Genomic DNA, 23,924 nt, shown 5'->3' on the forward strand with positions numbered 1-23,924 from the left:
CCTGAAACTCTTGGCGGCAAATGATGGACGTATCGCTCGGTCTTCTCACTCTCGTCGTTGTCGTCTGCGCGGCCAGCGCACTCGGTAGACGCTTGAACCTGTCTGTTCCACTGCTGCTCGTTGTGGTCGGTGTCATCGGCTCATATCTGCCGTTCATTCCAGCGGTGAAGTTGGATCCGGAACTGGTGTTGGTGGGAATTCTTCCTCCACTGCTGTACGCGGCCGCTATCCGTACCTCCCTGGTTGAATTTCGCACGAACCTGCGGTCTATCGGCCTGCTGTCGGTCGGATATGTCATTTTTGGCACCGTGGCGATCGGCCTGATCGTCTGGTGGTTGATCCCAGAAATTCCCGTGGCTGCTGCATTTGCCCTGGGTGCGGTGGTGGCTCCGCCGGATGCAGTCGCGGCGACCACGATCGCGCGCCGAGTTGGGCTCCCGCGGCGGGTTGTAAGCCTTTTGGAGGGTGAGTCGCTGGTCAATGATGCGACCGCGCTGGTGCTTCTTCGCACGGCGATCGTCGCCATTGGCGGGAGCGTCACCGTCTGGCAAGTGGCGTCAGACCTCGCTTTTGCTGCCGGTGGGGCTGTAGTGATCGGCTTGGTCGCGGCGTGGCTCCTGCTGCAGATCCGAAAACGGGTCCGCAACGTGGCCATAAACACGTCTATGTCTCTTGCAGCCCCGTTTGTGGCCTATATTCCTGCTGAGGGAGTCAACGCATCTGGCGTGTTGGCTGTCGTTGTCGCCGGCCTCGTGATCGGTACAAGAACGCCAGCTATGCCCGGCGGTGCGTCGCGATTGAGCCAGCGCAGCAACTGGGCGACGGTGCAGTTTCTGCTCGAGAACTCCGTTTTTCTTCTGATCGGATTACAGGTACGGTCGATCATTGAGGCGACCTCAGGCGACTCGCTCGGTGCCGGGCGTATCTGGGGCGCTTGCGCTGTCATCCTCGTCGCGGTTCTCCTGTTGCGCCCGATTTGGGTGTTCCCAGCGATTTATCTCCCTCGGCTGATACCCAAAATTCGACAGGTCGACCCCGCACCGCCCTGGCAGTTGCCCACCATCGTGTCGTGGGCTGGCATGCGCGGTGTCGTCACCCTGGCTGCGGTGTTCGCCCTACCGGAAGGCGTCGCCCACCGTCCCGTCCTCGTTCTCGCCGCCCTAGGAGTGGTGGCCGGAACCCTGGTTGTGCAGGGCCTGAGCTTGCCGCGGCTCGTTCGCCTGCTGGGGGTACGTGGTCCTGATACCAAAGCGGATGCGCTCAGCCAGGCTGCGCTAATGGATCAGGCCACCGCTGCAGGAATAGAAAACTTGCGGCGGCACACTCGGCCCGACGATCCGCCTGAGGTGCTCGACATGCTCGAACGCCGCACCCAGGAACGCAACCGGGCGGCCTGGGAACGCCTCGGACGATCGGAGTTCGCGGACCGCACTCCCAGTAAACGCTACGTACAGTTGCGGCTGGCTATGCTTGATGCGGAGCGCGCCCGGGTTCTGAAACTGCGCCGCTCGGGAGAATACGCCCACGAGGTAATCAGCGAAGTGCTTGAGATGCTCGATGTTGAAGAATCTATGTTGGACACCTCGCCTGACGACGCGGGCAGCACCTTCAGTGCCGAAGCTCCTGCCGCGATCCGGCCCGACACCGCTGGAGTCCCCCTGGGCGCCGGCGGCTGCGAGCATTTACGGGCCGTCGGTGAGCATCCAGTGCCACCGGACTCGAAATGCTACGACTGTGTACGCGAAGGCACTACCCCGGTACACCTTCGGATGTGCCTACTGTGCGGCAAGGTGGGGTGCTGCGATTCATCCGTCGGTCAGCACGCGACCAGACATTTCCAAGAGTCCGGCCACCCCATCATGTGCAGCGCCGAGCCGAGGGAATTGTGGCGTTGGTGTTACGTTGACGAGCTCCTCGGTTAGCGCGAGCTCGTCGACGCGCCTCGAGATGTGTCCCCGAGGGCTGTAGCCTCGGTAGGGGCGTGCACGAGCTTGAGGCCGACGACGCACCCGATGAGCCCGACAAGCAAAGCGATCTACAGCCAGGAAATGCTCCTGCTGACCATCGCCCAGACCACCGTTAGAGGTGCGCCAATGCCAACCCCGACGGCATAGGCCTTCCCAATTAGGATTTCGCGCATTGCCCCGGCCAGGCCTCCCATGCTGAGCGCGAGCCCTGCACCGAAAATGACGGTCGGCCACAATTTGGTGAAACCCACGGACTTGCCGAGCGCAGTCGTCCAAACGGCCTCCTCGACTATAAGGAGACCCACTGGGCACCCCCGTGCACACTGGCCAGACCCGGGAATGCGGAAGCATCCACTCAGCGCCACTTCGCCCTGACGACTTAGGCGTGCGAGTGGTGAATCACCATTCCGAATTCATTGACCGGCTCGAAAGCGTCTCGGTCCCAGGCGCCGGGGTGCGGAACCGGGCAGTCGACCACGGTATTTCGCGACGAATGGTCGATGGCGTGTTCTCGCATGGCGTGTGAGCAGATCGGGCATGACCGAAAATCGGTCGCGTCCCACTGTTCCGGGCCTCGTGGGGTCTTCCTGTCCTGAATCATGCCATTACGATACGCCGAATTGGACAATTAGGCACGTAACTGCTATACGACTTTGCGGCAAACCTCTGGAGTCTGGCCTACTCTTCCCCGAAACCTGATTCCAACAGTTCTGCGAGGGCGGTGATCGCCGGGCCGGCCGACGGGTCAGTCGACGACAGCTGCACGCTGCTTCCCCGAGCCAGACCGAGGGACATGATGCTCAGCAGGCTGCTGGCGTCCGTGCCGTTCACGGTGATCGGAACCGAGAACGTGCTCACCAGATTCACGAATTCTGCGGCGGGTCGTGCATGCAATCCGTCTTTGTTGACGAGGATCACGGTGCGCGAGACCCCGGCCGGTGCGGGCTGTTCAGCGGCCGGTGGGGCGCTACTCGACGGGTGCAGCGCTGACTGCGCGGCCGCCACGACCGCATCGAGGTCTCCCCCGATCTCTGCGGCCACGGCTGCGGCCACCCCGCCCTCGACCAGCGGCGCGTCCACAATTCGCACCTGGTTTTGCTCGGCATCGTCAAGAAAATCACGCGCGGTTTCCGCGGTCAGAATCGCCGAACCCAAATCACACAGAATCACCACGCCGACGCCGCCGTTCGCCGCGGTGATGCCGTCGCTGATCTTCTCAAAGCTGGTACCGATCCCCCCGGTATCCGTTCCTCCCGCAGCGACCAGTTGCACCGTCGGCGCCATCTGACGCGCAAGTTCAACCAGCCCCGCCGCGATCTTCTCGCTGTGCGAGACAAAAACCAGGCCAACGCGGTCAGCGGATACCGCCGCGCTCACTCGCGGACCATCACGCGGTCGCCAGCACGTCGAAAGCGGCGCGGAGCAGCAGCGACGTCGACTGAGAACCCGGATCCCGGTGGCCGATCGCCCGCTCACCGAGATAGCTCGCCCGTCCCTTGCGTGCCACCAACGGCTCGGTGGCTTGCGCGCCGCGCGCTGCGGCATCCGCTGCGGCCAGCAAGACGACGTCGACGCCGGTACCGGCCGCTTGCGCAGACCACGCCGCGTTCACGGCCGGTGTCCAGGCGTCGATCATGGTCTTATCGCCCTCATCCGCTTTGCCACGCAGCACGATGCCGTCGCGGGCTGCAGCCAGAAGGGAAACCAGAGCGGCAGCATCCACCCACTCGGCGTCCCCGACAGCACCGGAGGCCTTCAGAAAAGCCGTGCCGTACAGCGGACCGGCAGCACCGCCAACCGTTGAGATCAACGTCGTGGCGACCAGTTTCAGCACCGCTCCGGGCGTTGTCTCGTCGGGCAGAGCGTCGAGCTTCGGCAGGATCGCCTGAAAGCCGCGATCCATATTCTCACCGTGATCGCCATCGCCGATTTCCCGGTCGAGGGTATTCAGGGCGGCACGGTTGGCCGCGAGCACCTCAGCGCTTCGGCGAATCCAGCGCACAGTCCAGGCGGTGTCCAGCGTTGGCGCCGCGTCAGCGAAAACGGAGTCTGGTTGATCGTTCAGGGTCATCGAATCTCCTTCTACCGTCCCCACCGTAGCGCCGCAGTCTGCACCGGGGCGTCCCACAGCCCCGTGAGCTCGTCGTCGAGTTTCAGAACGGAGATGGACGTTCCCGCCATCTCGAGGCTGGTCGTGTAGTTGCCGACGAGGCTCCGGGTGACCGTGATTCCCTTCTCTTTGAGCACTTCGGCGGCCCGGCGGAAGACGATGTAGAGCTCGATCTGCGGTGTACCGCCCATGCCGTTGACGAACAGGAGTACTTCGTCGCCGCTTACAAAGGGCAGGTCTTCAAGGATCGGGCCGAGCAGCCGGTCCACGATCGCGTCGGCGGGCTCGAGCTTGATCCGCTCCCGCCCCGGCTCGCCGTGAATTCCAATGCCGATCTCGATCTCATCGTCGGCGAGCACGAAACTCGGCTCCCCGGCGTGCGGCACCACACAGGGAGAGAGCGCGACTCCCATTGTGCGCACGCGGGAATTCACCTTTTCGGCGACGGCGACCACGGCATCGAGGTCATCGCCGCGTTCGGCGGCGGCCCCGGTGATCTTCTCGACCAGAACCGTGCCCGCCACGCCCCGGCGACCTGCCGTGTAGAGCGAGTCCTTGACGGCGACATCGTCGTTAATGATGACCGCGCGCACGTCGATACCCTCAGCGGATGCCAGATCGGCCGCCGTCTCAAAGTTCAACACGTCCCCGGTGTAGTTTTTCACGATGTGCAGCACGCCGGCGCCGCCATCGACGGCCTGGGTTGCCGCGAGGATCGGGTCGGGAGTCGGTGAGGTGAAAACAGCTCCGGGCACCGCGGCATCCAGCATGCCGTAGCCGACGAAACCGCCGTGCAGCGGTTCGTGCCCGCTTCCACCACCGCTGACGATTCCCACCTTTCCCTGCACCGGGGCATCGTTACGCACAATATAGACCGGATCGTGCGAGATACGCACAATGTCACCGTGCGCCGCCTCGAATCCGGCGACGGCCTCGTTGACCACGTTCTTGGGATCGTTGATGAGCTTCTTCATGACCATCCATTCACTCGGTGATGCCACGGTTCGACAGAGAGAGGACCACGGCAAGGCCCGGGCAGCACCGCCCGGGACAGCCATTTTCCCAAAATTACCATACGCGCTGAAACCACGCCCGGAAAGGGGGCCAATGAACCTCGCCAGCCCATTCCCCTCGACGACACCGCGCGCTATGTTATTGCCAACCGCTCGCCGCAGAGGGGCAGCTTCGGCGTCCCCGACCTGATCAGAAAGGTTCTCGTGGAAAATATCGGAGCTGTATTCGTCTCGGAGGTCGTGGGCACTGCAATGCTGGTTCTCCTCGGAACCGGCGTCGTCGCCAACGTCGCCCTGGCCAAGAATAAGGGCCTTGGCGGTGGGTTCCTTATGGTGACCATCGGCTGGGGCTTCGCAGTGTTTGCCGGAGTCGTGGTCGCCTACCGTTCGGGGGCACACCTCAACCCCGCCGTCACCCTGGGGCTCGTCGCCAACGGAGCCAAGGAATTCGGGATGGGAGTCCCCGTCAACGTGGTGTCCGTGCTCGCGTATATCGGGGCGCAGCTGATTGGAGCCATCCTGGGCGCTGTCGCCTGCTGGCTCGCCTACAAGCAGCACTTCGACGCCGAACCCGACCCGGCCAACAAGCTCGGGGTATTCTCCACCGGGCCAGCCATCCGCTCCTACGGCTGGAACCTCGTCACGGAAATCATCGGCACGTTCGTGCTGGTCTTCGTCGTCATCGCCTTCGGTGGAGACCGGCAGGGCGCCAACGGCGGTCTGGCTTCTCTTGGAGCGCTTCCCGTGGCCCTGTTGGTCATCGTCATCGGTACCTCGCTCGGTGGGCCCACCGGGTACGCCATCAACCCGGCCCGTGACCTTGGTCCGCGCATCGCGCACTTCATCCTGCCGATCAAGGGCAAGGGCACCTCCGACTGGGCCTACTCCTGGGTACCCGTAGTCGGGCCCGTCATCGGCGGTCTGCTCGCCGGCTGGGTGGCTATCCCGCTCCTTCCCCTGCTCACCTGACCTGAACAAACGGGCCGGTCCCCGCGGACCGGTCCGTTGTCGTGCGACCAGATCTGCACACGCGCAAACGCCAAGCACACTCACAAGGAGGACACGCACCAATGACTGACTACATTCTCGCCATCGACCAGGGAACTACCAGTTCCCGGGCCATCATCTTCGATAAGGCCGGATCGATCGTGTCGACCGGGCAGCTCGAACACGAGCAGATTTTCCCGCAAGCCGGCTGGGTCGAGCACGACCCGAAGGAAATCTGGGACAACACCCGCGAAGTGATCGGGCAGGCGCTCTCCAAGGCCAACCTCACCCGGCACGATATCAAAGCCATCGGAATAACCAACCAGCGTGAAACCGCGGTGGTCTGGGACAAGACAACCGGAGTCCCCGTCTACAACGCCATCGTCTGGCAGGACACCCGCACCCAGCCCATCGTCGACCGCCTCGCCGCTGACGGTGGGGTCGAACGGTTCAAGAAGAAGGTCGGGCTGCCGCTGGCGACTTACTTCTCCGGCACCAAGATCGTCTGGATCCTCGAAAACGTCGAGGGCGCTCGCGCCAAAGCGGATGCCGGCGACCTTTTGTTCGGCACCACCGATTCCTGGGTCCTGTGGAACCTCACCGGCGGCGTTGACGGCGGAGTGCACGCCACCGACGTCACCAACGCCAGTCGCACGCTATTTATGGACCTTGAAACCCTGCAATGGGACGATGAGATCGTAGCCATCTTTGACGTTCCGAAGTCAATGCTGCCGTCGATCCGTTCCTCGTCGGAGATCTATGGCACTGCGCACACCTCGAGCCTGCTGCGCGAGGTCCCCGTCGCCGGTATCCTCGGCGACCAGCAGGCCGCGACCTTCGGTCAGGCAGCGTTCGATCAGGGCGAGGCCAAGAACACCTACGGCACCGGAAACTTCCTGATTTTCAACACCGGCACCGAAATTGTGCACTCCAAGAACGGCCTGTTGACCACCCTTGGGTACAAGCTCGGCGATGACGCCCCGCACTACGCCCTGGAGGGTTCCATCGCGGTAACCGGTGCGCTGGTGCAGTGGATGCGCGACAACCTCGGCATGATCAGCTCAGCCTCAGAAATTGAGGCCCTCGCGAAAACAGTCGACGACAACGGCGGAGCATATTTCGTTCCCGCATTCTCGGGACTGTTCGCGCCGTACTGGCGTTCAGACGCCCGCGGGGCCCTGGTCGGGCTCACCCGGTTTGTGAACAAGGGGCACATCGCGCGAGCGGCACTCGAGGCGACGGCTTTTCAAACGCGGGAGGTCATCGATGCGGTCAACGCCGACTCGGGTGTCCCCCTCACCGAGATCAAGGTCGACGGAGGCATGATCGCGAACAATCTGCTCATGCAATTCCAGGCCGACATCCTCGGTGTTCCAGTGGTCCGACCGGTCGTCGCCGAAACGACGGCGCTGGGCGCAGCCTACGCTGCCGGCCTCGCCGTCGGTTTCTGGAGCGGCCTGGACGAGCTGCGCACCAACTGGCAGGAAGACAGCCGGTGGACGCCGCAGATGGACGAAGCCGAACGCAGCCGCCAGCTGCGCAACTGGAAGAAGGCGGTCACGAAGACCTTCGGGTGGGTCGACGAGGACGTCCTCTAACGAACAGCCCAAAACTGCGGCGGCCCGGTCTCAGACCTGGGTCGCCGCAATCCACGACGCCAGCTTGGCCGTGGCCGCCCCGGAATCAATCGCCTCGGCAGCCACCGCCAATTTGCTGCGAAAACGGTCCAGGATGGCGATCTGCACCTGCGACGCATCATTGGCCAGGTCGAACGCAACCAGTCCGGCCGCGGCGTTCAGCAGCACGATGTCACGAATTGGGCCCGGCTCGCCGGCGAGCACGGCGTGCACGATATCCGCGTTGTGCTGGGGCGAACCGCCCACCAGCTCGCTGATGTGCGCTCGCTTCAGGCCGAGATCCCGCGGGTCGATGTCGTGTTCGGTCACGAGGCCGCGCGAGACCTCCCAGACGTGACTGTGCCCGGTGGTCGTCATTTCGTCGAGCCCATCATCCCCGCGAAAGACCAGTGCCGTCGCGCCTCGGGTCTGAAAGACGCCGACGAAGAGCGGCACTCGATCGAGGTCGGCGACCCCCACAGCGGATGCCTCCGGCCGCGCCGGGTTGCACAGCGGGCCGAGATAGTTGAACACGGTGGGGATCCCCAACTCCTTGCGGGTGAGGGCCGCGTGGCGGAATCCGGGATGAAAAGCAGCCGCGAAGGCGAAAGTGATCCCGGTTTCTTTGAAGACCTGGGCGACCCGGGTCGCGTCTCGGGACAAATCGATGCCCAATTCGCCGAGTACATCGGATGACCCGGATGCGGAACTGGCAGCCCGGTTGCCGTGTTTGACGACCGGAACACCGGCCGCTGCGCAAACTATAGACGCCATCGTCGAGATGTTCACGGTGCCGAACTGGTCACCACCGGTCCCGACAATGTCGAGTGCCATCGGATTGACCGGCAGCACAATGGCCTGTTCAAGAATCGCATCCCGGAATCCGACAATCTCATCGACGGTTTCCCCTTTGGCGCGAAGGGCAACGAGAAAAGCGCCCAGTTGGGAAGGAGAGGCCTCGCCGAGCATGATGCGTTCCATGCTCCAGGCGGCGTCTGCCACACTCAGGTCCCTGCCAGAAAGAAGAGAATTTAATATGTTGGGCCAAGACTGCGATTCAAGCATGATTCCGATCATAGGAGAACGGGCCCAACTCCCCCGAATTCACGGCCTGTGAGTGCTGAATTTGCCCACCCCGACGGGGTAGAAACTCTCACTTGCACGCCTGTTTGAGAAAAAACTGTGGGAATATCGGCCATAATAGAAGGGTGACCAGCACCTCAATTACTCAGACGGCGAGTGCGCCCGTCGTGAACCGGCCCAACAGCGTGGCTGTAGGCACCATTGTGTGGTTGGGCAGCGAGGTGATGTTTTTCGCGGGGCTCTTCGCAATCTACTTCACGCTCCGTTCAACCTCCCCCGAGCTGTGGCTCTTTGAGGCCGACAAGCACAACTTCACCTTCGCATTGATCAATACTCTGGTGCTGGTGTCGTCGTCGGTGACCTGCCAGTTTGGAGTATTCGCCGCCGAACGGCTGCAGGCTCGTTCAACCGGCTGGAAGCCGAGTGAGTGGGGCATGGTTGAGTGGTTCTTCCTGACCTACGCTCTCGGCGCAATCTTCGTCACCGGCCAGGTGTTTGAATACGCCACCTTGGTGTCCGAGGGTATTTCACTCTCCTCCAACGCCTACGGCTCAGCGTTCTACATCACGACCGGCTTCCACGGCATTCACGTGACCGCTGGCTTGCTGGCCTTCCTTCTTGTGATTGGGCGCGGCTTCGCGGTCAAGAACTTCGGCCATAAAGAAGCCACCAGCGCGATCGTGGTTTCCTACTATTGGCACTTCGTCGACGTCGTCTGGATCGGGCTCTTCCTGGTCATCTACGTTCTCAAATAGAAGTACATACCTAGAAACGGGAGCGGACTACTTCAGCATGACCACGATCAAAACCCCTAGGGCACGCCGGCCACGCAAGACCGGGCGTCGCCATCCACTCGCCAGCGTTGCGCTCATTGCCATCGGACTGCTCTTTACGGGAGGCGCCTATGTCGCCTTCAGCAGCAGCACTGCCCTTGCGACAACGGATGCTTCCTCCCAGCAGACCATCGCCCAGGGTGAAAAACTCTTTGCGGCAAACTGCGCCACCTGCCACGGCCTCAGCGCTCAGGGCTCGTCAGAAGGTCCCAGCCTGATCGGAGTCGGCGCTGCCTCGGTCGACTTCCAGGTCGGCACCGGCCGCATGCCGATGCAGATGCAGGGTCCGCAAGCGCAGAAGAAGCCGGTGCAGTTCACGGCCGAGCAGACTGCAGCGCTGGCGGCCTACGTGGCCTCGCTGGCTCCCGGTCCGGGTATTCCCGCCGCCGAGCTGCTGGACGCTGCCGGCGATGCCGCAACCGGAGCTGAGCTGTTCCGCATCAACTGCGCTATGTGCCACAACGTTGCCGGTGCCGGTGGCGCACTGACCGAGGGCAAGTTTGCTCCTGCCATCGAAAACGTTTCTGCCCAGCACATTTACGAGGCCATGATCACCGGCCCGCAGAACATGCCCGTCTTCAACGACATGAACATCTCGCCTGAAGACAAGCGCGACATCATCACGTACCTCAAGTACGTCGAGGACAACCCGTCACCGGGCGGGCTAGCTCTCGGTTCTCTGGGGCCGGTAGCTGAAGGACTCTTCATCTGGATCTTCGGACTGGGCGCAATCGTGGCCCTCACCGTGTGGATCACTGCAAAATCAAACTAAGAGTCGGTATCCGGTCTTGACACTTCATTCGATACCGATTGAACGTCGCGTAGCACCACAGTGCACAGTATTTACACCCACAAAGGAGACCCATGCCCAAGGACGATAACGGCGCGGAGGACGTAACCGGCGCCGACTCGCCTGGCGCGCAGCTCGCGACATCCGCCGCAAGCACAGCCGTCGTTACACGGGATGCCCTGGCTAACCCAGGATTCCCGCCGCACCGTCCGCGCATCACCGACCTTGAACACAAGGAAGAGCGCAAGGCTGAGCGCACCGTTTATACGCTGTTCTATGTATCCATCGTGGGTAGTGTCTTCGCAATTGCCGCGTACATGGCCTTTCCGATCGTGGCCGAGGATCCGGGGTCGGTTCGACTGAACAACCTCTTCATCGGTCTCGGCCTCAGCCTCGCGTTGCTCGCCATCGGTATCGGCGCTGTTCACTGGGGCAAGGCGCTCATGAGCGACCATGAGGGTGTTGACGAACGCCACCCCGTGCGTGGAACCGAGCCAGTTCGGGCCCGTGCCGTAGAAATCTTCCAGCAGGCCAATGAGGAATCGGGCTTCGGCCGCCGCACACTCATTCGCAATAGCCTCATCGGCGCGCTCGTCGTCTTCCCGCTCCCGGCGGTCGTTCTGTTTCGTGGCCTCGGCCCGATGGACCAGGATCCGGTGGCCCTGCTCAACGAGACCATGTGGAAAAAGGGCGTTCGCCTCACCATGGACCCGAGCGGAACCCCGATCAAGGCAGCGGATGTCACGCTTGGCTCGTCGTTCCACGTCATTCCCGAAGGCCTGTCCGAAATGGGCCACGGCCGTTTGGAAGAGAAGGCGAAAGCAGCCGTTCTGCTCATCCGAATGGATCCGGAAGACCTGATCGAAACGGAAGACCGCAAGTCCTGGTCCTATGACGGCATCGTGGCATATTCTAAGATATGCACCCACGTTGGATGCCCGGTTGCCCTTTATGAACAGCACACGCACCACCTGCTCTGCCCGTGCCACCAGTCGCAGTTCGACGTTGAGAACCACTGCAAGGTCATCTTCGGTCCGGCCAAACGGGCACTACCCCAGCTCCCGATCGCCGTGGACGCTGAGGGATACCTGATCGCGCAAAGCGATTTCACTGAACCAGTCGGCCCGAGCTTCTGGGAGCGAGCATGACCACGATAACCACCCGCGAATCCGCTGAGGACCAAGGCGTCGGGGTGAAGAAAACCGGTGGCTTCACCGCCTCCGCCGCCAACTACATTGACGAACGTACGAGTATCTCGGGCGCAGTCAAGGAGTTGGGCCGCAAGATCTTCCCCGACCACTGGTCGTTCCTTCTCGGTGAGGTGGCGCTGTACAGCTTCGTCATCATTCTGCTCTCGGGGTCATTCCTGACCTTCTTCTTCCAGGCCTCCATGGCAGAAGTCGTCTATAACGGCTCCTATGCCCCGCTCAAGGGCATCCCCATGTCGGCGGCAATGTCCTCCACGATGGACATCTCGTTTGACGTTCGTGGTGGCCTCCTGATGCGTCAGGTGCACCACTGGGCGGCCCTGCTGTTCGTGGCCGCCATCGGCCTGCACATGCTGCGCATCTACTTCACGGGCGCGTTCCGCAAGCCGCGTGAGCTTAACTGGGTCATCGGTTTCATCCTCTTCATCCTGGCCATGGCCGAAGGCTTCACCGGCTATTCCCTCCCCGATGACCTGCTCTCCGGTAACGGACTGCGCATCATCGACGGCCTGATCAAGGGCATCCCGGTCGTTGGTACCTGGGTCTCCTTCCTGCTTTTCGGTGGCGAATTTCCCGGTACCGACATCGTTGGACGGCTGTATTCGTTGCATATTCTGCTGCTGCCGGCCATCATCGTCGCGTTGATCGCCATGCACCTTCTGTTCGTCGTCGTGCACAAGCACACCCAGTACCCGGCTGCCGGACACACCAACCAGAACGTGGTCGGCTACCCGGTTCTGCCGGTATACGCCGCCAAGGCCGGTGGATTCTTCTTCATCGTGTTCGGCGTGGTCATGCTCATCGCCTCGCTCTTCACGATCAACCCGATCTGGAACTATGGCCCATACGACCCGTCACCGGTATCAGCCGGTACCCAGCCCGACTGGTATATTGGCTTCGCCGACGGTGCAATGCGGCTGATCCCGACCGGGTGGGAGTTCGTCTGGCTCAACCACACCTACTCGCTTAACATCCTTGTGGTGCTCATCGTGGTCGGACTGTTCATTGTGACAGTCATGGTCTACCCGTTCATCGAGGCGTGGATCACCGGCGACAAGCGTGAGCACCACGTGCTCGATCGCCCGCGCAACGCTCCGACCCGCACCGCAATCGGCGCGGCCGGCGTGACGTTCTACGCGTCCTTGTGGGCGGCAGCGTCGTCGGATATCATGGCCACGCATTTCCACCTGACCATGGAGGGCGTCATTCACACGCTCCAGGCCACCACGTTGCTTGGACCGTTCCTTGCGTTCTTCATCGCCAAGCGGGTCTGCCTCGCTCTGCAGAAGAAGGATCGCGAGATTGTCCTGCACGGCTACGAATCCGGCCGCATCGTTCGGCTGCCCGGTGGCGAATTCGTCGAGGTACACCAGCCGGTTGACGAGTACGAACGCTGGAAGCTGGTCAGCTACAGCGACTTCAAGCCGCTCATGCTGCGCCCGAACGCTCAGGGCAAGATCGGCCCGGCCGAGAAGGTGCGTGCCGGACTATCCCGCTGGTTCTTCGAGGACCGGATTACTCCGGTCACGCAGGCTGAGCTGAACCAGGCTCATGGCGATCACCCCGCGGAGATCACCGACAAGTAGACAGAAATCAAACAGAACGGGCATCGATGTCACTCCAGACGTTATCGGAGTGGCTTCGGTGCCCGAACTGTTTTCTCCCCCTGCATCCCCGCGGCGAACTCATGCTGGCCTGTGAACAAGGTCATTCCTTCGACGTGAATAAACGGGGGTTCGTCAACCTGCTCACCGGCCCCCGCAAATTCATCGGCGATAGCGCGGCCATGCTGGAGGCCAGGGACCGATTCCTTCGCGCCGGGTGGTACGAACCACTGCGAGACGCCATCCACACTGTCGTCGCCGGTGAGTCCCCCCGGCGGCTTCTCGACGTTGGTTGCGGGACCGGCTACTACCTGGGCGCAGCACTGCCCGCGGGAGCCGACGTGCGAGCGCTGGGAATGGACCTCTCCCCCACTGCCGTGAGTCGCACCATCCGCTCGCACGATCGCGTTGACGGGCTGGTGGCGGATGTCTGGTCGCCCCTTCCCATTCGCGCCGGCGCCGCCGACGTGATTCTGAACGTGTTCGCACCGCGCAACGGTGCGGAATTCCAACGCATTCTGCGGCCCGACGGTCTACTGCTCGTCGTAGTGCCGCAGCCGACGCACCTGCGTCAGCTTCGGGAGTCGGGGCTGGCCGTAGAGATGCAAGCCGACAAAGCCGCCCATTTGACCACGCGCCTGGCCGCCTGGTTCCGCCTCGAGCGTCATGACCAACTCGACCGCACCGTGCACCTGTCACCATTCGAGGTGGCATCACTCATCGGAATGGGACCGTCCTCGCACCATTCCCGCTCTTCCGCCGACGAGGACAGCACGGGTCTCGACCAACTCGTGACGGTTGCCTTCGATATCTTCGGCTTTCGGCGTCGATAGCAGGCCGCTGGATGCCCCGGCGAAACGGGCACGTTAAACGACAATACCGACCACCCGTGAGGGAGATCAGTATCGTCCGCGTAGTGTGCTTAGCGGGCGAACAAGCCCCGGTAGTACTCGTAGACCCAGCCGGTCAGGGCCACCAGGCCGAGCCCCAGTCCGATGAAGCAGATCCAGATTCCGACTGCGAGCCCGAGAAAGAGCAGCGCTGTGGATGCGGCCAGGAAGATCGGCCACCAGCTCCACGGGCTGAAAAAGCCCATCTCCGGGTCACCGTCATCGATGTTGCCATCCAGACGGTCTTCGGGCAGTTCCCCGCCCTGGGCGGCATGGACCTTGTCCAGGTAGAAGGCGATGAACGCTACCAGCAAGGTTGACAACCCCAGCGTGAACGTTCCCGCCCATTCCACTCTTCCGTGGGCTGGGTCGAGCAGGCTCCACGCCACGTAGACGACCGTGACGATTCCGAAGAAGGCGGTGAGGACCCAAAGGATGTTGACGTTGGTCTTCATTTATTTGACCTGATTCGAATCGATGTCGTAGACCGCGGCGTCGGGCGCATCCTTGCCAGGGCCGATGCCGACGGGCAGGCCGGCCTCGGGGTGGTTCAGGTCGAAGGCCGGACGCTCGGAACGGATACGGGGAATAGAAGTGAAGTTGTGGCGCGGCGGCGGGCACGAGGTGGCCCACTCCAGCGACGAACCGTAACCCCACGGGTCGTTCACGGTCACCAGCGGAGCCTTGCGGGCCGTGATGTAAACGTTGAGGAAGAACGGAATCATCGACACGGCCAGGATCATGGCGCCAATCGTCGATACCTGGTTCATCCAGGTGAACCCGTCTTCAGGTGAGTAGGTCGCGTACCGGCGCGGCATGCCCATGACACCGAGCCAGTGCTGGATCAGGAAGGTGGTGTGGAAGCCGATGAAAAGCAACCAGAAGTGCCATTTCCCAAGGCTCTCGTTGAGCATCTTGCCGGTCCACTTCGGCCACCAGAAGTAGAACCCGCTGAACATTGCGAACACCACTGTACCGAAGACCACGTAGTGGAAGTGGGCGACAACAAAGTAGGTATCAGACACGTGGAAGTCGAGCGGCGGCGAAGCCAAGATGACGCCGGTCAAGCCGCCGAAAGTAAACGTGACGAGAAAGCCGATGGCCCAGATCATGGGGGTCTCGAAGGTGATCGACCCTCGCCACATGGTGCCGATCCAGTTGAAGATCTTCACCCCGGTGGGTACCGCGATGAGCATCGTCATGAGCGAGAAGAACGGGAGCAGAACCGAGCCTGTGACGTACATGTGGTGCGCCCAGACGGAGACGGACAGCGCGGCGATCGAGATGGTCGCGTAGATCAGCGTCTTGTACCCGAACATTGGTTTGCGGCTGAAGACCGGGAACACTTCAGAGACGATGCCAAAGAACGGCAACGCGATGATATACACCTCGGGATGGCCGAAGAACCAGAACAAGTGTTGCCACAGGATGGCACCACCGTTGGCCGGATCATAGATGTGCGAACCGAATATGCGGTCGGAGGCTGCGGCGAGCATCGCTGCAGCGAGCACCGGGAAGACCATGAGCGCGAGGAGCGACGTGATGAGAGAGTTCCAGGTGAAGACCGGCATGCGCCACATCGTCATACCCGGGGCACGCATCGTGATGATGGTGGTGATGAAGTTCACGGAGCCGAGAATTGTCCCGAAACCGGAGAGACCCAAACCAACCATCCACAGGTTGCCGCCGACACCCGGCGAGAACGTCGTGCTGGCCAGGGGCTGATAGGCGAACCAGCCGAAGGATGCCGCCCCCTGCGGGGTGAGGAACCCGGCGACGGCGATGAGGCTGCCGAAGTTGAAGAACCAGTACGCGAGTGCGTTCAGGCGCGGGAACGCGACGTCAGGGGCGCCGATCTGCAGCGGAACCAGAAAGTTCGCGAAGCCGAAGAAGAGCGGCGTCGCGAACATCAAAAGCATGATCGTGCCGTGCATCGTGAACAGTTGGTTGTACTGTTCCTTCGTTTGCACGACGTCAAGGCCGGGGGCGAACAGCTGTGCGCGAATGATCAGCGCCATGACGCCGCCGAGGCAAAAGTAGATGAACGAGGTGATCAGGTACATATACCCGATCACCTTGTGGTCGGTGGAGGTGATCCACCGAACAAGGACGTTGCCCTTGCGCTCCGCCGACGTGGAGACCGGCGCGGTCGGGCGAGACTCCACTGGTGCGATGGTCGTAGTCATGGCTTAGTTGCCCTCCGGAGCCGTCGGGGCACTGGTGCCCGGCTGATTCTGATTGCGATCGAACTGATTGTCGAGCTGACCGACGTTACCCGCGGTGCGCAGGGACCCGATGTACGTGTCGTAGTCAGCCTGGGAGACGACCTTGACGTTGAAGAGCATGAGGGAGTGGTATTCGCCGCAGAGTTCAGCACACTTGCCCGCATAGGTTCCGATGCGCTGGGGGGTGACCGACATGTAGTTGGTCTTGCCGGGAATGACGTCTTTCTTGTACAGGAAGTCGATAACCCAGAACGAGTGGATGACGTCCCGAGATTCCAGTGCTATCTCAATGGTCTTGTCGACCGGGAGTACCAGCACGGGAAGCTCGGACTGGTTGATCGCGCCGGTTTCACCGTTGGGATCAAGCTGGCCCTGGATTCCGGGCGAGTACACGTCTTCGTCGACGTAGTTGAAGTCCCAGGCCCACTGCTTGGCCTGAACTTCAATCGTCACATCGGGATTGTCGTAGCGTGTCTCGATGGCGATCTGGTCGCGCACGGTGAAGGCGAAGAAGCCGACGACGAGAATGAGCGGCACGATGGTGTAGAAGATCTCGATCGGCATGTTGTACCGAAGCTGAACCGGAAGCCCGGTCTGGCCCTTTCGTCGACGATAAACGACGATCGTCCAGATGATGAGGCCCCAGGTGATGAGGCCCACGACCAGGAGCACGATCCACGAGGTGGTCCAGAGACCCGCAATGCGATCGGTCTGATTGGTCACCGCCGTCTCGCCCTCTTCTTCAAAGCCGGGCAGGAAACCATGAAGCTGGGCTTGCGTGCATCCGGCCAGTACAACGGCTAACGTCGCTGCGAGCGGAATGGCAGCCCAACGAAGGCGGTGATTATTGCGCACCGGGGACCTTTCGGGAGATTCGAGGACGCTTCTCAGGAAGCGTTTTGTTCGATTCCTAGCCTACTCCGCGAGAGTGCACACGAAGTGCACTCCGGGTCGGGTCGCACACGATTTATGCGCGTGGAACCCTGTTGATGGAGCATTTCCGGGCGAATCCGGTGCAGATTGGGCAGAAAAAAAACGGGGACACCATCAAAATGATGATGTCCCCGCTGGTGGAACTTTTTTTTAGTGGAAGGAATCCCCGCAGGCGCAGCTGCCGCCGGCGTTCGGGTTGTCGATGGTGAAACCCTGCTTCTCAATCGTGTCTTCGAAGTTGATCGAGGCGCCGTCGAGATAGGGAACGCTCATCTTGTCGATAACGACCTCGACACCGTCGAAATCGACGAGCGCATCCCCGTCGAGTACGCGTTCGTCGAAGTAGAGCTGGTAGACGAGGCCGGAGCAGCCGCCGGGCTGCACGGCAACGCGCAGACGCAGGTCTTCGCGACCTTCCTGAGTCAACAGGCTGCGGACCTTGAGCGCGGCTGCGTCGGTGAGTCCGACGCCGTGTGCAGCGTGTGCGGTGTCAGTAGGCGCGGTGTCAGCAACGCTGACGGTTTCTGTCATGGTGTCGGTCATGCTTCTCCTCGGTTCACGCAGTCACGCTCAGTGCGGTCTCATAGATGACGATGTCATAAAGTCTACCTTCGACAACCAGAAAGTCGACGCGGGCATTCCCACGCTCTCACATTTCTTTGGCCGTCGGCAGTTGACCCGGTGTTTGTTCAGTGTCCGTTGCGTTCGTTCAGGCTTCCGAGCAGGAATGCCTCGCTGAGTACGGCGCGTTTAAACACGCCGAGGTGCAAAGACTCATTTGGGCTGTGGGCCCGAGAGTCAGGGTCTTCCACTCCGGTCACCAGGATCTGAGCTGTCGGAAAGACCCGCACCAGCTCGGCAATGAACGGGATCGACCCCCCGACGCCGATGTCGACGGGGGGAACGCCCCAGGCAGCCGTCATGGCGGAACGAGCTTCGGTCACTGCCCAGCCGCTGGTATCGACGAGGAAGGGCTCGCCGGTATCCACATCGTCGATCTCGAGAACCGCGCCGAACGGCGCGTGCTCGTGCAGGTGCGCCTCGATGGCTGCGGCGGCTTCCACCGCGGACTGGCCGGGAGCGATGCGAGTGCTGAGCCGAACCGTCACCGCGGGGGTAAGAGTGTTGGAAGCGTTGTCGACGGTGGGTGCGTCAATTCCGGTCACGGTGAGGGCTGGTTGCGACCAGATCCGGCTCAGGATCGATCCGTGGCCGATCGGGCTGACGCCGGGCAGCAGGCCGGTTTCTGCGCGTAGCTGTTCCTCTGAATAGTCCGGTGTGGGAACGTCAATGGCGGTGAGGCCGTCGACGGCCACCGACCCGTCTTCGTTGTACAACGTTGACAGCAATTTGATGGTGGCGAGCATCGCATCGGGGACGGCTCCACCGAACATACCCGAGTGTGAAGCGTGGGCGAGCGTGCGCACGGTCAACCGAAGCGTCACGTTTCCGCGCAGGGCCGTGGTTATTGCCGGCGTGTTGATGTCCCAGTTGTTGGAGTCGGCTACCACGATGACATCTCCGCGCAGAGCCTCGCGGTTCTCGTCGAGGAACGTGGCGAAGGAGCGGCTGCCGAATTCTTCCTCGCCCTCGATGAACAGCGCGATTCCCAGATCGAAATCGGTGCCGACGGTCGCAACGAGAGCGCGGATGGACGCGACGTGCGCCATGACGCCAGCCTTATCGTCGGCAGCTCCCCGCCCATAGAGTCGGTCGCCGCGCACGGTGGGCGTGAACGGATCGGACTCCCAATCCTCGTCCTGGCCGGGAGGCTGCACGTCGTGGTGCGCATAGAGCAGGACGGTCGGTCGTCCGTTGCGCGCCGCGCGCGACGCCAGAATCGCTGGCTGCCCGAGTTCGGCAGCGCCGCCCGAGTTGCTGGGAGCAATGGCGGCCTGCACGATGTCGACCGACTCGAACACGTCAAGCCCGCGCACCAGCGCGGCGACGGCGTCTGCACTCGCGGCGACGTGCGAACGATCAAAGGCCGCCCAGGACACCGACGGGATGCGCACCAGCGCGCACAGGTCGGCGATCGTGCTGGGGAGACCCCGTTCGACCGCGCCCCGGAGGCCGGCCTGGGTGACCGAATCGGCGGCTGAATTGTCGCCGGAATTGGCGGCAGCGTCGGGCGTTCGGCCAGTGGAATGGGAATTCGTCTGTGGGTTACCAGTCATACCGGTAATCTTAAGGCACCCAATTGCAAGGATTTGATGTGGCCAAGCCTCCCGTAAACCCCGACGCCCAGCCGTCGATTGAAAGTTCCGACGAGACCGCAGCGCGCCTCGGTCTCTCGCACACAGCAGGCAAGGGTCAGGCAACCCCGACCCGCAAAAAGCAGGAAGCGGCCAACAAGCGCCCGCTGGTTCCGGATGACCGCAAACTCGCAGCCAAGCAGGCGCGCGCCAAGTCGACCGCCGCGCGCGACGTCGCGCGTGCCGGAATGGCTGCCGGTGTGGACAAGTACCTGCCGCTGCGGGAACGCGGCTTGCAGAAACGCTACGCCCGCGACTACGTTGATGCCCGGTTCAACGTCGGGGAGCTGATGATCCCGATCATGTTCCTGGTCATCCTCCTCACCACGATCCCGAGCATCTCGAGCTACTCGATCATCGCCCTGTGGGCGTTCTTCATCTTCGCTGTCGTCGACTGCGTCGTACTCGGCTTCGTACTCACTAAGAAGATCGAGGCCAAGTTCGGTTCTGACAAGGCTGAACGCGTGCGTTGGTACGCGGCCATGCGCGCGCTCCAGCTGCGGCCGATGCGGCTGCCCAAGCCGCAGGTGAAGCGCCGCCAGTACCCGGTTTAGCACCGGGTACTCCGCGGGCGGCTTCGGCGGGTTACCGCGCGAAGGCGCCCGCTCGGATCAGCGGCACACGCACTTCCTCATCGGTGAGGGAACCGTGCTGTCCGATCATGCCGCGTGCCTTCTGGTTCGCCGGGCGGGAGTCGTAATACGCGATGGACTTGCGCGCGGCGACCAGCACGTCGCCGATGCGCGGCAACACCTCGTCGGCTACCCGGCCGTACAGGCCGGCCGCCACGGCTTCATCGCGGGTGTAGACCCAGGCGCGGTCCCCCTGAGACGCCCGCCAGGCATCCGCCAGCGTGTCGGCGGCGTTCGAGTCGGACCCGGCCGCTGACCACTGCGGCTCGAGGTAGAGCTGCACGCAGCGCGGGTCCCCCGCAATGTGGCGCACGCCGGCCACGAGCGCTGGCTCGGTGTCAAAGAGCACGTGTTTGGTACTCGGCACGTCGATCACACCGTGGTCGGCGGTGAGCAGCAGGCCCTCGTCGGAGCGCAGAGCGGCAGCGAACCGGGTCACCTCGGAGTCAAGATTCTCCAGCTGGGCCAGCCACCGATCAGACTCCCACCCGTGCGCGTGCGCTGCCACGTCAAGCTCGGCCACGTAGAGGTAGATCAGGGCGGTGGGATTTTCATTCAGGATGCTCCGCGTGGCGGCAAAACGATCGGCCACCTTCTCGGCCGGCACGTACTGGGCGCCGCGCAGTACCGCCTGGGTGAAGCCGGAGGCCACGAATCGTTTGGGACCAATGGCGAAGCTCGGCACGTTGTCATCGGCGGCCAGGTCGAAGACGGTACGGGCCCGCTGCCAGGTGGCCGGCTGCATGCCGTCATCCCAGCCGGTGAGCTGATTCACGACGCGGTCGTTGGCCCCGTCGAGCACCTGGTAGCCGACCAGTCCGTGCTGGCCAGGTTCCACGCCGGTGGTGAGCGTCGCGATTCCCGCGGCCGTCGTGGCCGGGAAGACTCCGTCGATGATGCTCGATTTGTTGAGCCGGGACGACAGGAATCGTGCGTGCCCGGCGCGTGCCCGGATCGAGCTGACGCCGAGCCCATCGGCCAGAATCACGACCGCCTTGCGCACGGCGGGCAGGCCCAGCGGGTTCGGCCGGGCGCAGACGGCGTCGAGGGAACTGGTGAGAACATCGGCAAGGCGCAGAGCACTGAATTGGCGGGCCGGTAGCATGGGGGGCATCGGGTCTCATTCTTTCACAGGGACGAACCCGAGCCCTCCAGCGCTCCCGAGAGCGCTCCCTACGCAGTGCAGCGGTGACCGTTCGATCGGTTGCCGTGGCACGCTTGAAGCAGAATTTTTCAATGAGCCGCTCAGACAGCACCGCACCAGCCGCCAGCACAGCCAGCACAGCCAGCACCGAGCGCATCGAAGACGTCGATGTATCGGTGGAGATGCAGGGGTCGTTCCTCGAGTACGCCTACTCGGTGATCTACTCCCGGGCTCTGCCCGACGCCCGCGACGGTCTCAAACCGGTGCAGCGTCGCATCCTGTATCAGATGAGCGAAATGGGATTGCGCCCCGACAAGGGCCACGTGAAGAGCGCCCGGGTTGTGGGCGAGGTGATGGGGAAGCTGCATCCGCACGGCGATACCGCGATCTACGACGCCCTGGTGCGCATGGCCCAGTCGTTCTCCCTGCGGGTTCCGCTCATCGACGGGCACGGCAACTTCGGCTCGCTCGACGATGGGCCGGCCGCGCCCCGCTACACCGAAGCCCGCCTGGCCGCGCCCGCTCTCGCAATGACCGAGAACCTCGACGAAGACGTCGTCGACTTCGTGCCGAACTACGACAACCAGCTCACCCAGCCCGACGTGCTGCCGGCCGCCTACCCCAACCTGCTCGTCAACGGCACGAGCGGCATCGCCGTCGGGATGGCCACCAACATGGCGCCGCACAACCTGATCGAGGTCGTCGGGGCCGCCCGGCACCTGCTCGCCCACCCGAACGCGACACTCGACGACGTCATGGAATTCGTGCCTGGGCCGGACCTGCCGACCGGCGGCACCATCGTGGGATTGGCCGGCATCAAGGACGCATACAGTACCGGCCGCGGCAGCTTCAAGACCCGCGCCCGCGTCTCGGTCGAGGCGATCAGCGCCCGAAAAACCGGGCTCGTCGTGACCGAACTCCCCTACCTGGTCGGCCCGGAAAAGGTGATCGAGAAGATCAAGGATGGTGTCAACTCCAAGAAGCTGAGCGGCATCTCGGACGTCACCGATCTCACCGACCGCACCAAGGGACTGCGTCTGGTCATCGGTATCAAGACCGGTTTCAGTCCCGATGCCGTGCTCGAGCAGCTCTACCGGTACACCCCACTGGAAGACTCGTTCAACATCAACGCTGTCGCCCTCGTCAATGGAGCCCCGCAGACTCTTGGGCTGCTCGAACTGCTGCACGTCTACGTCAACCACCGCATCGAGGTCGTCACCCGTCGCTCGGCCTATCGACTGGCCCGGCGCAAGGAACGCCTGCACCTCGTGCTTGGCCTGTTGGTGGCGATCCTTGACATCGACGAGGTGATCCAGGTGATTCGCGCGAGCGACGACACCGAGCAGGCCCGCGCCAAACTGATCGACGTGTTCGACCTCAGCCAGATTCAGGCCGAATACATTCTCGAACTGCGGCTGCGGCGCCTCACCAAATTCTCCCGCATCGAGCTCGAATCCGAACGTGACCAGTTGCTCGCTGAAATCGCGAAACTCGAGAAACTACTGTCCTCGAAAGCCGCGATCCGCACCCTGGTGTCAGAGGAACTGGGCGCGGTCGCCGAGAAGTTCGGCACGCCACGTCGCACAGTCCTGACCGAGGCCAAGCCGAGCATTGCCGGCCTGTCGGTGGCTGCCGCCAAACGCCAGGCGGCCGTGCTCGAGGTGCAGGACATCCCCACCCGCGTGTTTCTGAGCGTCACCGGGCGCATCGCCCGGGTCGATCTGGTCGCTGTCGACGATTCGCTGCCGCCGCGGATCCAGCCACCACAGCGCCGCAGCAAACACGATGCCGTGCTCTCGACGCTCGACACAACCAGCCGCACCGAGGTGGGCGCGGTGACCAACCGGGGGCGGCTCATCCGCTTCTCCCCCGTCGACCTGCCTGTGATGCCGCCGACGTCCATTCAGCTCGCCGCCGGGGTGCGCGTCAGCGAATATCTGTTACTCACCGACCAAAAGGAGCGAGTGCTCGCGATCGTCTCGCTGGACTCCGACCGGGCGATCGCGCTCGGCACGCGTCAGGGCGTCGTGAAGCGGGTCACTCCCGGCGACTGGGCCAACAAACCCTCCTGGGAGATCATCGCGCTCAAGCCGAAGGACGAGGTGATCGGCGCGGTGCAGGGTGCAGAGGACGACGACCTCGTCTTCATCACGACGGATGCGCAACTGTTGCGCTTCACCGCCGCCGGTGTACGGCCGCAGGGCCGAGCAGCCGGCGGCATGGCCGGCATCAAGCTGACGACGGGGGAAACCGTCGTGTTCTTCACCAGCCTGTCAGCCGAGGACGTGGCGGCGGCCGTTGTGGCCACCGTGGCGTCAAGCAGTCAGACCCTCCCGGGCACCGACCCGGGGAGCGCGAAGCAGAGCGATTTCTCGGAGTATCCCGCCAAGGGTCGCGCCACCGGCGGTGTTCGCGCCCAGCGCTTCCTCAAGGGTGAGGACACCCTCGCCGTGGCCTGGGTCGGGCGAGCTCCGGCCCGGGCCGTCGGTCCGGACGGCACTCCCCGCACCCTGCCGGACTCCGGCTCCCGCCGGGACGCCTCCGGAGTCATGCTCGACGCGTCAATCGGAGCAATCGGCACCGAAATCTAAGCCCGCGCACCTCGTGGCACGCGTTGGAGAACGCGGCACTGGT

The 23,924-nt window shown here is 63.0% G+C and carries 21 protein-coding genes; 10 read left to right on the forward strand and 11 right to left on the reverse strand.

Annotation, left to right across the window (positions count from 1 at the left end; all coding sequences use genetic code 11):
- The first annotated feature begins 23 nt into the window (after window positions 1–23).
- Window positions 24–1,922: a Na+/H+ antiporter gene (locus E3T35_RS01780; RefSeq protein ID WP_134377759.1), complete on the forward strand. Its 1,899-nt coding sequence runs from the start codon at window positions 24–26 to the stop codon at window positions 1,920–1,922.
- A 113-nt stretch (window positions 1,923–2,035) separates the two neighbouring features.
- On the opposite strand, the gene E3T35_RS01785 is transcribed toward E3T35_RS01780, so the two are convergent.
- The 4 genes from E3T35_RS01785 to dhaK form a co-directional block, all read right to left on the reverse strand.
- Window positions 2,036–2,272, reverse strand: a complete 237-nt coding sequence (locus E3T35_RS01785) for a multidrug efflux SMR transporter (protein WP_134377707.1) — start codon at window positions 2,270–2,272, stop codon at window positions 2,036–2,038.
- Window positions 2,273–2,645: 373 nt separating this feature from the next.
- Entirely contained in the window at window positions 2,646–3,344 is a 699-nt protein-coding gene (gene dhaM / locus E3T35_RS01790) for a dihydroxyacetone kinase phosphoryl donor subunit DhaM (RefSeq protein WP_241987894.1), read from the reverse strand.
- A 10-nt stretch (window positions 3,345–3,354) separates the two neighbouring features.
- Window positions 3,355–4,038, reverse strand: a complete 684-nt coding sequence (dhaL, locus tag E3T35_RS01795; RefSeq protein WP_134377708.1) for a dihydroxyacetone kinase subunit DhaL — start codon at window positions 4,036–4,038, stop codon at window positions 3,355–3,357.
- Between the two features lie 11 nt (window positions 4,039–4,049).
- Window positions 4,050–5,051, reverse strand: a complete 1,002-nt coding sequence (gene dhaK, locus E3T35_RS01800) for a dihydroxyacetone kinase subunit DhaK (RefSeq protein WP_134377709.1) — start codon at window positions 5,049–5,051, stop codon at window positions 4,050–4,052.
- A gap of 243 nt (window positions 5,052–5,294) precedes the next feature.
- Here dhaK and E3T35_RS01805 point away from each other — a divergent pair, with 243 nt between their 5' ends.
- Window positions 5,295–6,059 carry an MIP/aquaporin family protein gene (locus tag E3T35_RS01805; protein ID WP_134377710.1) on the forward strand — a complete coding sequence of 255 codons (765 nt, stop codon included), beginning with the start codon at window positions 5,295–5,297 and terminating at the stop codon, window positions 6,057–6,059.
- A 101-nt stretch (window positions 6,060–6,160) separates the two neighbouring features.
- Window positions 6,161–7,675 carry a glycerol kinase GlpK gene (gene glpK, locus E3T35_RS01810; protein WP_134377711.1) on the forward strand — a complete coding sequence of 505 codons (1,515 nt, stop codon included), beginning with the start codon at window positions 6,161–6,163 and terminating at the stop codon, window positions 7,673–7,675.
- Window positions 7,676–7,705: 30 nt separating this feature from the next.
- On the opposite strand, the gene trpD is transcribed toward glpK, so the two are convergent.
- Window positions 7,706–8,758 (reverse strand): anthranilate phosphoribosyltransferase, encoded by a 1,053-nt coding sequence (trpD, locus tag E3T35_RS01815; RefSeq protein WP_092340222.1) that lies wholly within the window; start codon window positions 8,756–8,758, stop codon window positions 7,706–7,708.
- Window positions 8,759–8,901: 143 nt separating this feature from the next.
- Between trpD and E3T35_RS01820 the strand changes: the two genes are divergently transcribed.
- The 5 genes from E3T35_RS01820 (at window position 8,902) to E3T35_RS01840 (ending at window position 14,044) form a co-directional block, all read left to right on the forward strand.
- On the forward strand, window positions 8,902–9,531 hold the full coding sequence (locus E3T35_RS01820) for a heme-copper oxidase subunit III (protein WP_233197528.1): 630 nt from the start codon (window positions 8,902–8,904) through the stop codon (window positions 9,529–9,531).
- A gap of 37 nt (window positions 9,532–9,568) precedes the next feature.
- On the forward strand, window positions 9,569–10,381 hold the full coding sequence (locus E3T35_RS01825; protein WP_134377712.1) for a cytochrome c: 813 nt from the start codon (window positions 9,569–9,571) through the stop codon (window positions 10,379–10,381).
- 92 nt (window positions 10,382–10,473) lie between these two features.
- On the forward strand, window positions 10,474–11,547 hold the full coding sequence (locus E3T35_RS01830; RefSeq protein ID WP_134377713.1) for a ubiquinol-cytochrome c reductase iron-sulfur subunit: 1,074 nt from the start codon (window positions 10,474–10,476) through the stop codon (window positions 11,545–11,547).
- Window positions 11,544–13,193, forward strand: a complete 1,650-nt coding sequence (locus E3T35_RS01835; protein WP_134346923.1) for a ubiquinol-cytochrome c reductase cytochrome b subunit — start codon at window positions 11,544–11,546, stop codon at window positions 13,191–13,193. Before E3T35_RS01830 ends, E3T35_RS01835 begins: the two co-directional genes overlap by 4 nt.
- A gap of 26 nt (window positions 13,194–13,219) precedes the next feature.
- Entirely contained in the window at window positions 13,220–14,044 is an 825-nt protein-coding gene (locus tag E3T35_RS01840; protein ID WP_134377714.1) for a putative RNA methyltransferase, read from the forward strand.
- Window positions 14,045–14,133: 89 nt separating this feature from the next.
- On the opposite strand, the gene E3T35_RS01845 is transcribed toward E3T35_RS01840, so the two are convergent.
- From E3T35_RS01845 to E3T35_RS01865, 5 genes are all read right to left on the reverse strand, one after another.
- Window positions 14,134–14,556 carry a cytochrome c oxidase subunit 4 gene (locus tag E3T35_RS01845; RefSeq protein ID WP_134346921.1) on the reverse strand — a complete coding sequence of 141 codons (423 nt, stop codon included), beginning with the start codon at window positions 14,554–14,556 and terminating at the stop codon, window positions 14,134–14,136.
- Entirely contained in the window at window positions 14,557–16,287 is a 1,731-nt protein-coding gene (gene ctaD, locus E3T35_RS01850; RefSeq protein ID WP_134377715.1) for a cytochrome c oxidase subunit I, read from the reverse strand.
- Window positions 16,288–16,290: 3 nt separating this feature from the next.
- On the reverse strand, window positions 16,291–17,181 hold the full coding sequence (gene coxB / locus E3T35_RS01855) for a cytochrome c oxidase subunit II (RefSeq protein ID WP_134346919.1): 891 nt from the start codon (window positions 17,179–17,181) through the stop codon (window positions 16,291–16,293).
- Between the two features lie 228 nt (window positions 17,182–17,409).
- Entirely contained in the window at window positions 17,410–17,790 is a 381-nt protein-coding gene (locus E3T35_RS01860; RefSeq protein ID WP_134346964.1) for an iron-sulfur cluster assembly accessory protein, read from the reverse strand.
- Between the two features lie 158 nt (window positions 17,791–17,948).
- Window positions 17,949–19,436, reverse strand: coding sequence for a dipeptidase (locus E3T35_RS01865; protein WP_134377716.1), 1,488 nt, complete (start codon window positions 19,434–19,436; stop codon window positions 17,949–17,951).
- Between the two features lie 38 nt (window positions 19,437–19,474).
- On the opposite strand from E3T35_RS01865, the gene E3T35_RS01870 reads away from it, so the two are divergent.
- Window positions 19,475–20,068, forward strand: coding sequence for a DUF3043 domain-containing protein (locus E3T35_RS01870; RefSeq protein ID WP_092340179.1), 594 nt, complete (start codon window positions 19,475–19,477; stop codon window positions 20,066–20,068).
- A 31-nt stretch (window positions 20,069–20,099) separates the two neighbouring features.
- On the opposite strand, the gene E3T35_RS01875 is transcribed toward E3T35_RS01870, so the two are convergent.
- Entirely contained in the window at window positions 20,100–21,260 is a 1,161-nt protein-coding gene (locus E3T35_RS01875; protein ID WP_134377717.1) for an alkaline phosphatase family protein, read from the reverse strand.
- A gap of 122 nt (window positions 21,261–21,382) precedes the next feature.
- Between E3T35_RS01875 and E3T35_RS01880 the strand changes: the two genes are divergently transcribed.
- The gene (locus E3T35_RS01880) at window positions 21,383–23,881 is read left to right on the forward strand and encodes a DNA topoisomerase (ATP-hydrolyzing) subunit A (RefSeq protein ID WP_134377718.1); all 2,499 of its coding nucleotides are present in this window, start codon (window positions 21,383–21,385) and stop codon (window positions 23,879–23,881) included.
- The last annotated feature ends 43 nt before the right edge of the window (window positions 23,882–23,924 follow it).

The sequence above is a fragment of the Cryobacterium sp. TMT1-2-2 genome, from assembly GCF_004403505.1.
Taxonomy (GTDB): Bacteria; Actinomycetota; Actinomycetes; order Actinomycetales; family Microbacteriaceae; genus Cryobacterium; species Cryobacterium flavum.

What these genes read in the sequence shown, in the direction of transcription:
- trpD (WP_092340222.1), bottom strand. Translation starts at nt 8,758, where the DNA reads ATGCTTGAATCGCAGTCTTGGCCCAACATATTAAATTCTCTTCTTTCT.
- E3T35_RS01880 (WP_134377718.1), top strand. Translation starts at nt 21,383, where the DNA reads ATGAGCCGCTCAGACAGCACCGCACCAGCCGCCAGCACAGCCAGCACA.
- E3T35_RS01840 (WP_134377714.1), top strand. Translation starts at nt 13,220, where the DNA reads ATGTCACTCCAGACGTTATCGGAGTGGCTTCGGTGCCCGAACTGTTTT.
- glpK (WP_134377711.1), top strand. Translation starts at nt 6,161, where the DNA reads ATGACTGACTACATTCTCGCCATCGACCAGGGAACTACCAGTTCCCGG.
- E3T35_RS01860 (WP_134346964.1), bottom strand. Translation starts at nt 17,790, where the DNA reads ATGACAGAAACCGTCAGCGTTGCTGACACCGCGCCTACTGACACCGCA.
- E3T35_RS01875 (WP_134377717.1), bottom strand. Translation starts at nt 21,260, where the DNA reads ATGCCCCCCATGCTACCGGCCCGCCAATTCAGTGCTCTGCGCCTTGCC.
- E3T35_RS01865 (WP_134377716.1), bottom strand. Translation starts at nt 19,436, where the DNA reads ATGACTGGTAACCCACAGACGAATTCCCATTCCACTGGCCGAACGCCC.
- dhaK (WP_134377709.1), bottom strand. Translation starts at nt 5,051, where the DNA reads ATGAAGAAGCTCATCAACGATCCCAAGAACGTGGTCAACGAGGCCGTC.
- E3T35_RS01830 (WP_134377713.1), top strand. Translation starts at nt 10,474, where the DNA reads ATGCCCAAGGACGATAACGGCGCGGAGGACGTAACCGGCGCCGACTCG.
- E3T35_RS01825 (WP_134377712.1), top strand. Translation starts at nt 9,569, where the DNA reads ATGACCACGATCAAAACCCCTAGGGCACGCCGGCCACGCAAGACCGGG.
- E3T35_RS01780 (WP_134377759.1), top strand. Translation starts at nt 24, where the DNA reads ATGGACGTATCGCTCGGTCTTCTCACTCTCGTCGTTGTCGTCTGCGCG.
- E3T35_RS01845 (WP_134346921.1), bottom strand. Translation starts at nt 14,556, where the DNA reads ATGAAGACCAACGTCAACATCCTTTGGGTCCTCACCGCCTTCTTCGGA.
- E3T35_RS01835 (WP_134346923.1), top strand. Translation starts at nt 11,544, where the DNA reads ATGACCACGATAACCACCCGCGAATCCGCTGAGGACCAAGGCGTCGGG.
- ctaD (WP_134377715.1), bottom strand. Translation starts at nt 16,287, where the DNA reads ATGACTACGACCATCGCACCAGTGGAGTCTCGCCCGACCGCGCCGGTC.
- dhaL (WP_134377708.1), bottom strand. Translation starts at nt 4,038, where the DNA reads ATGACCCTGAACGATCAACCAGACTCCGTTTTCGCTGACGCGGCGCCA.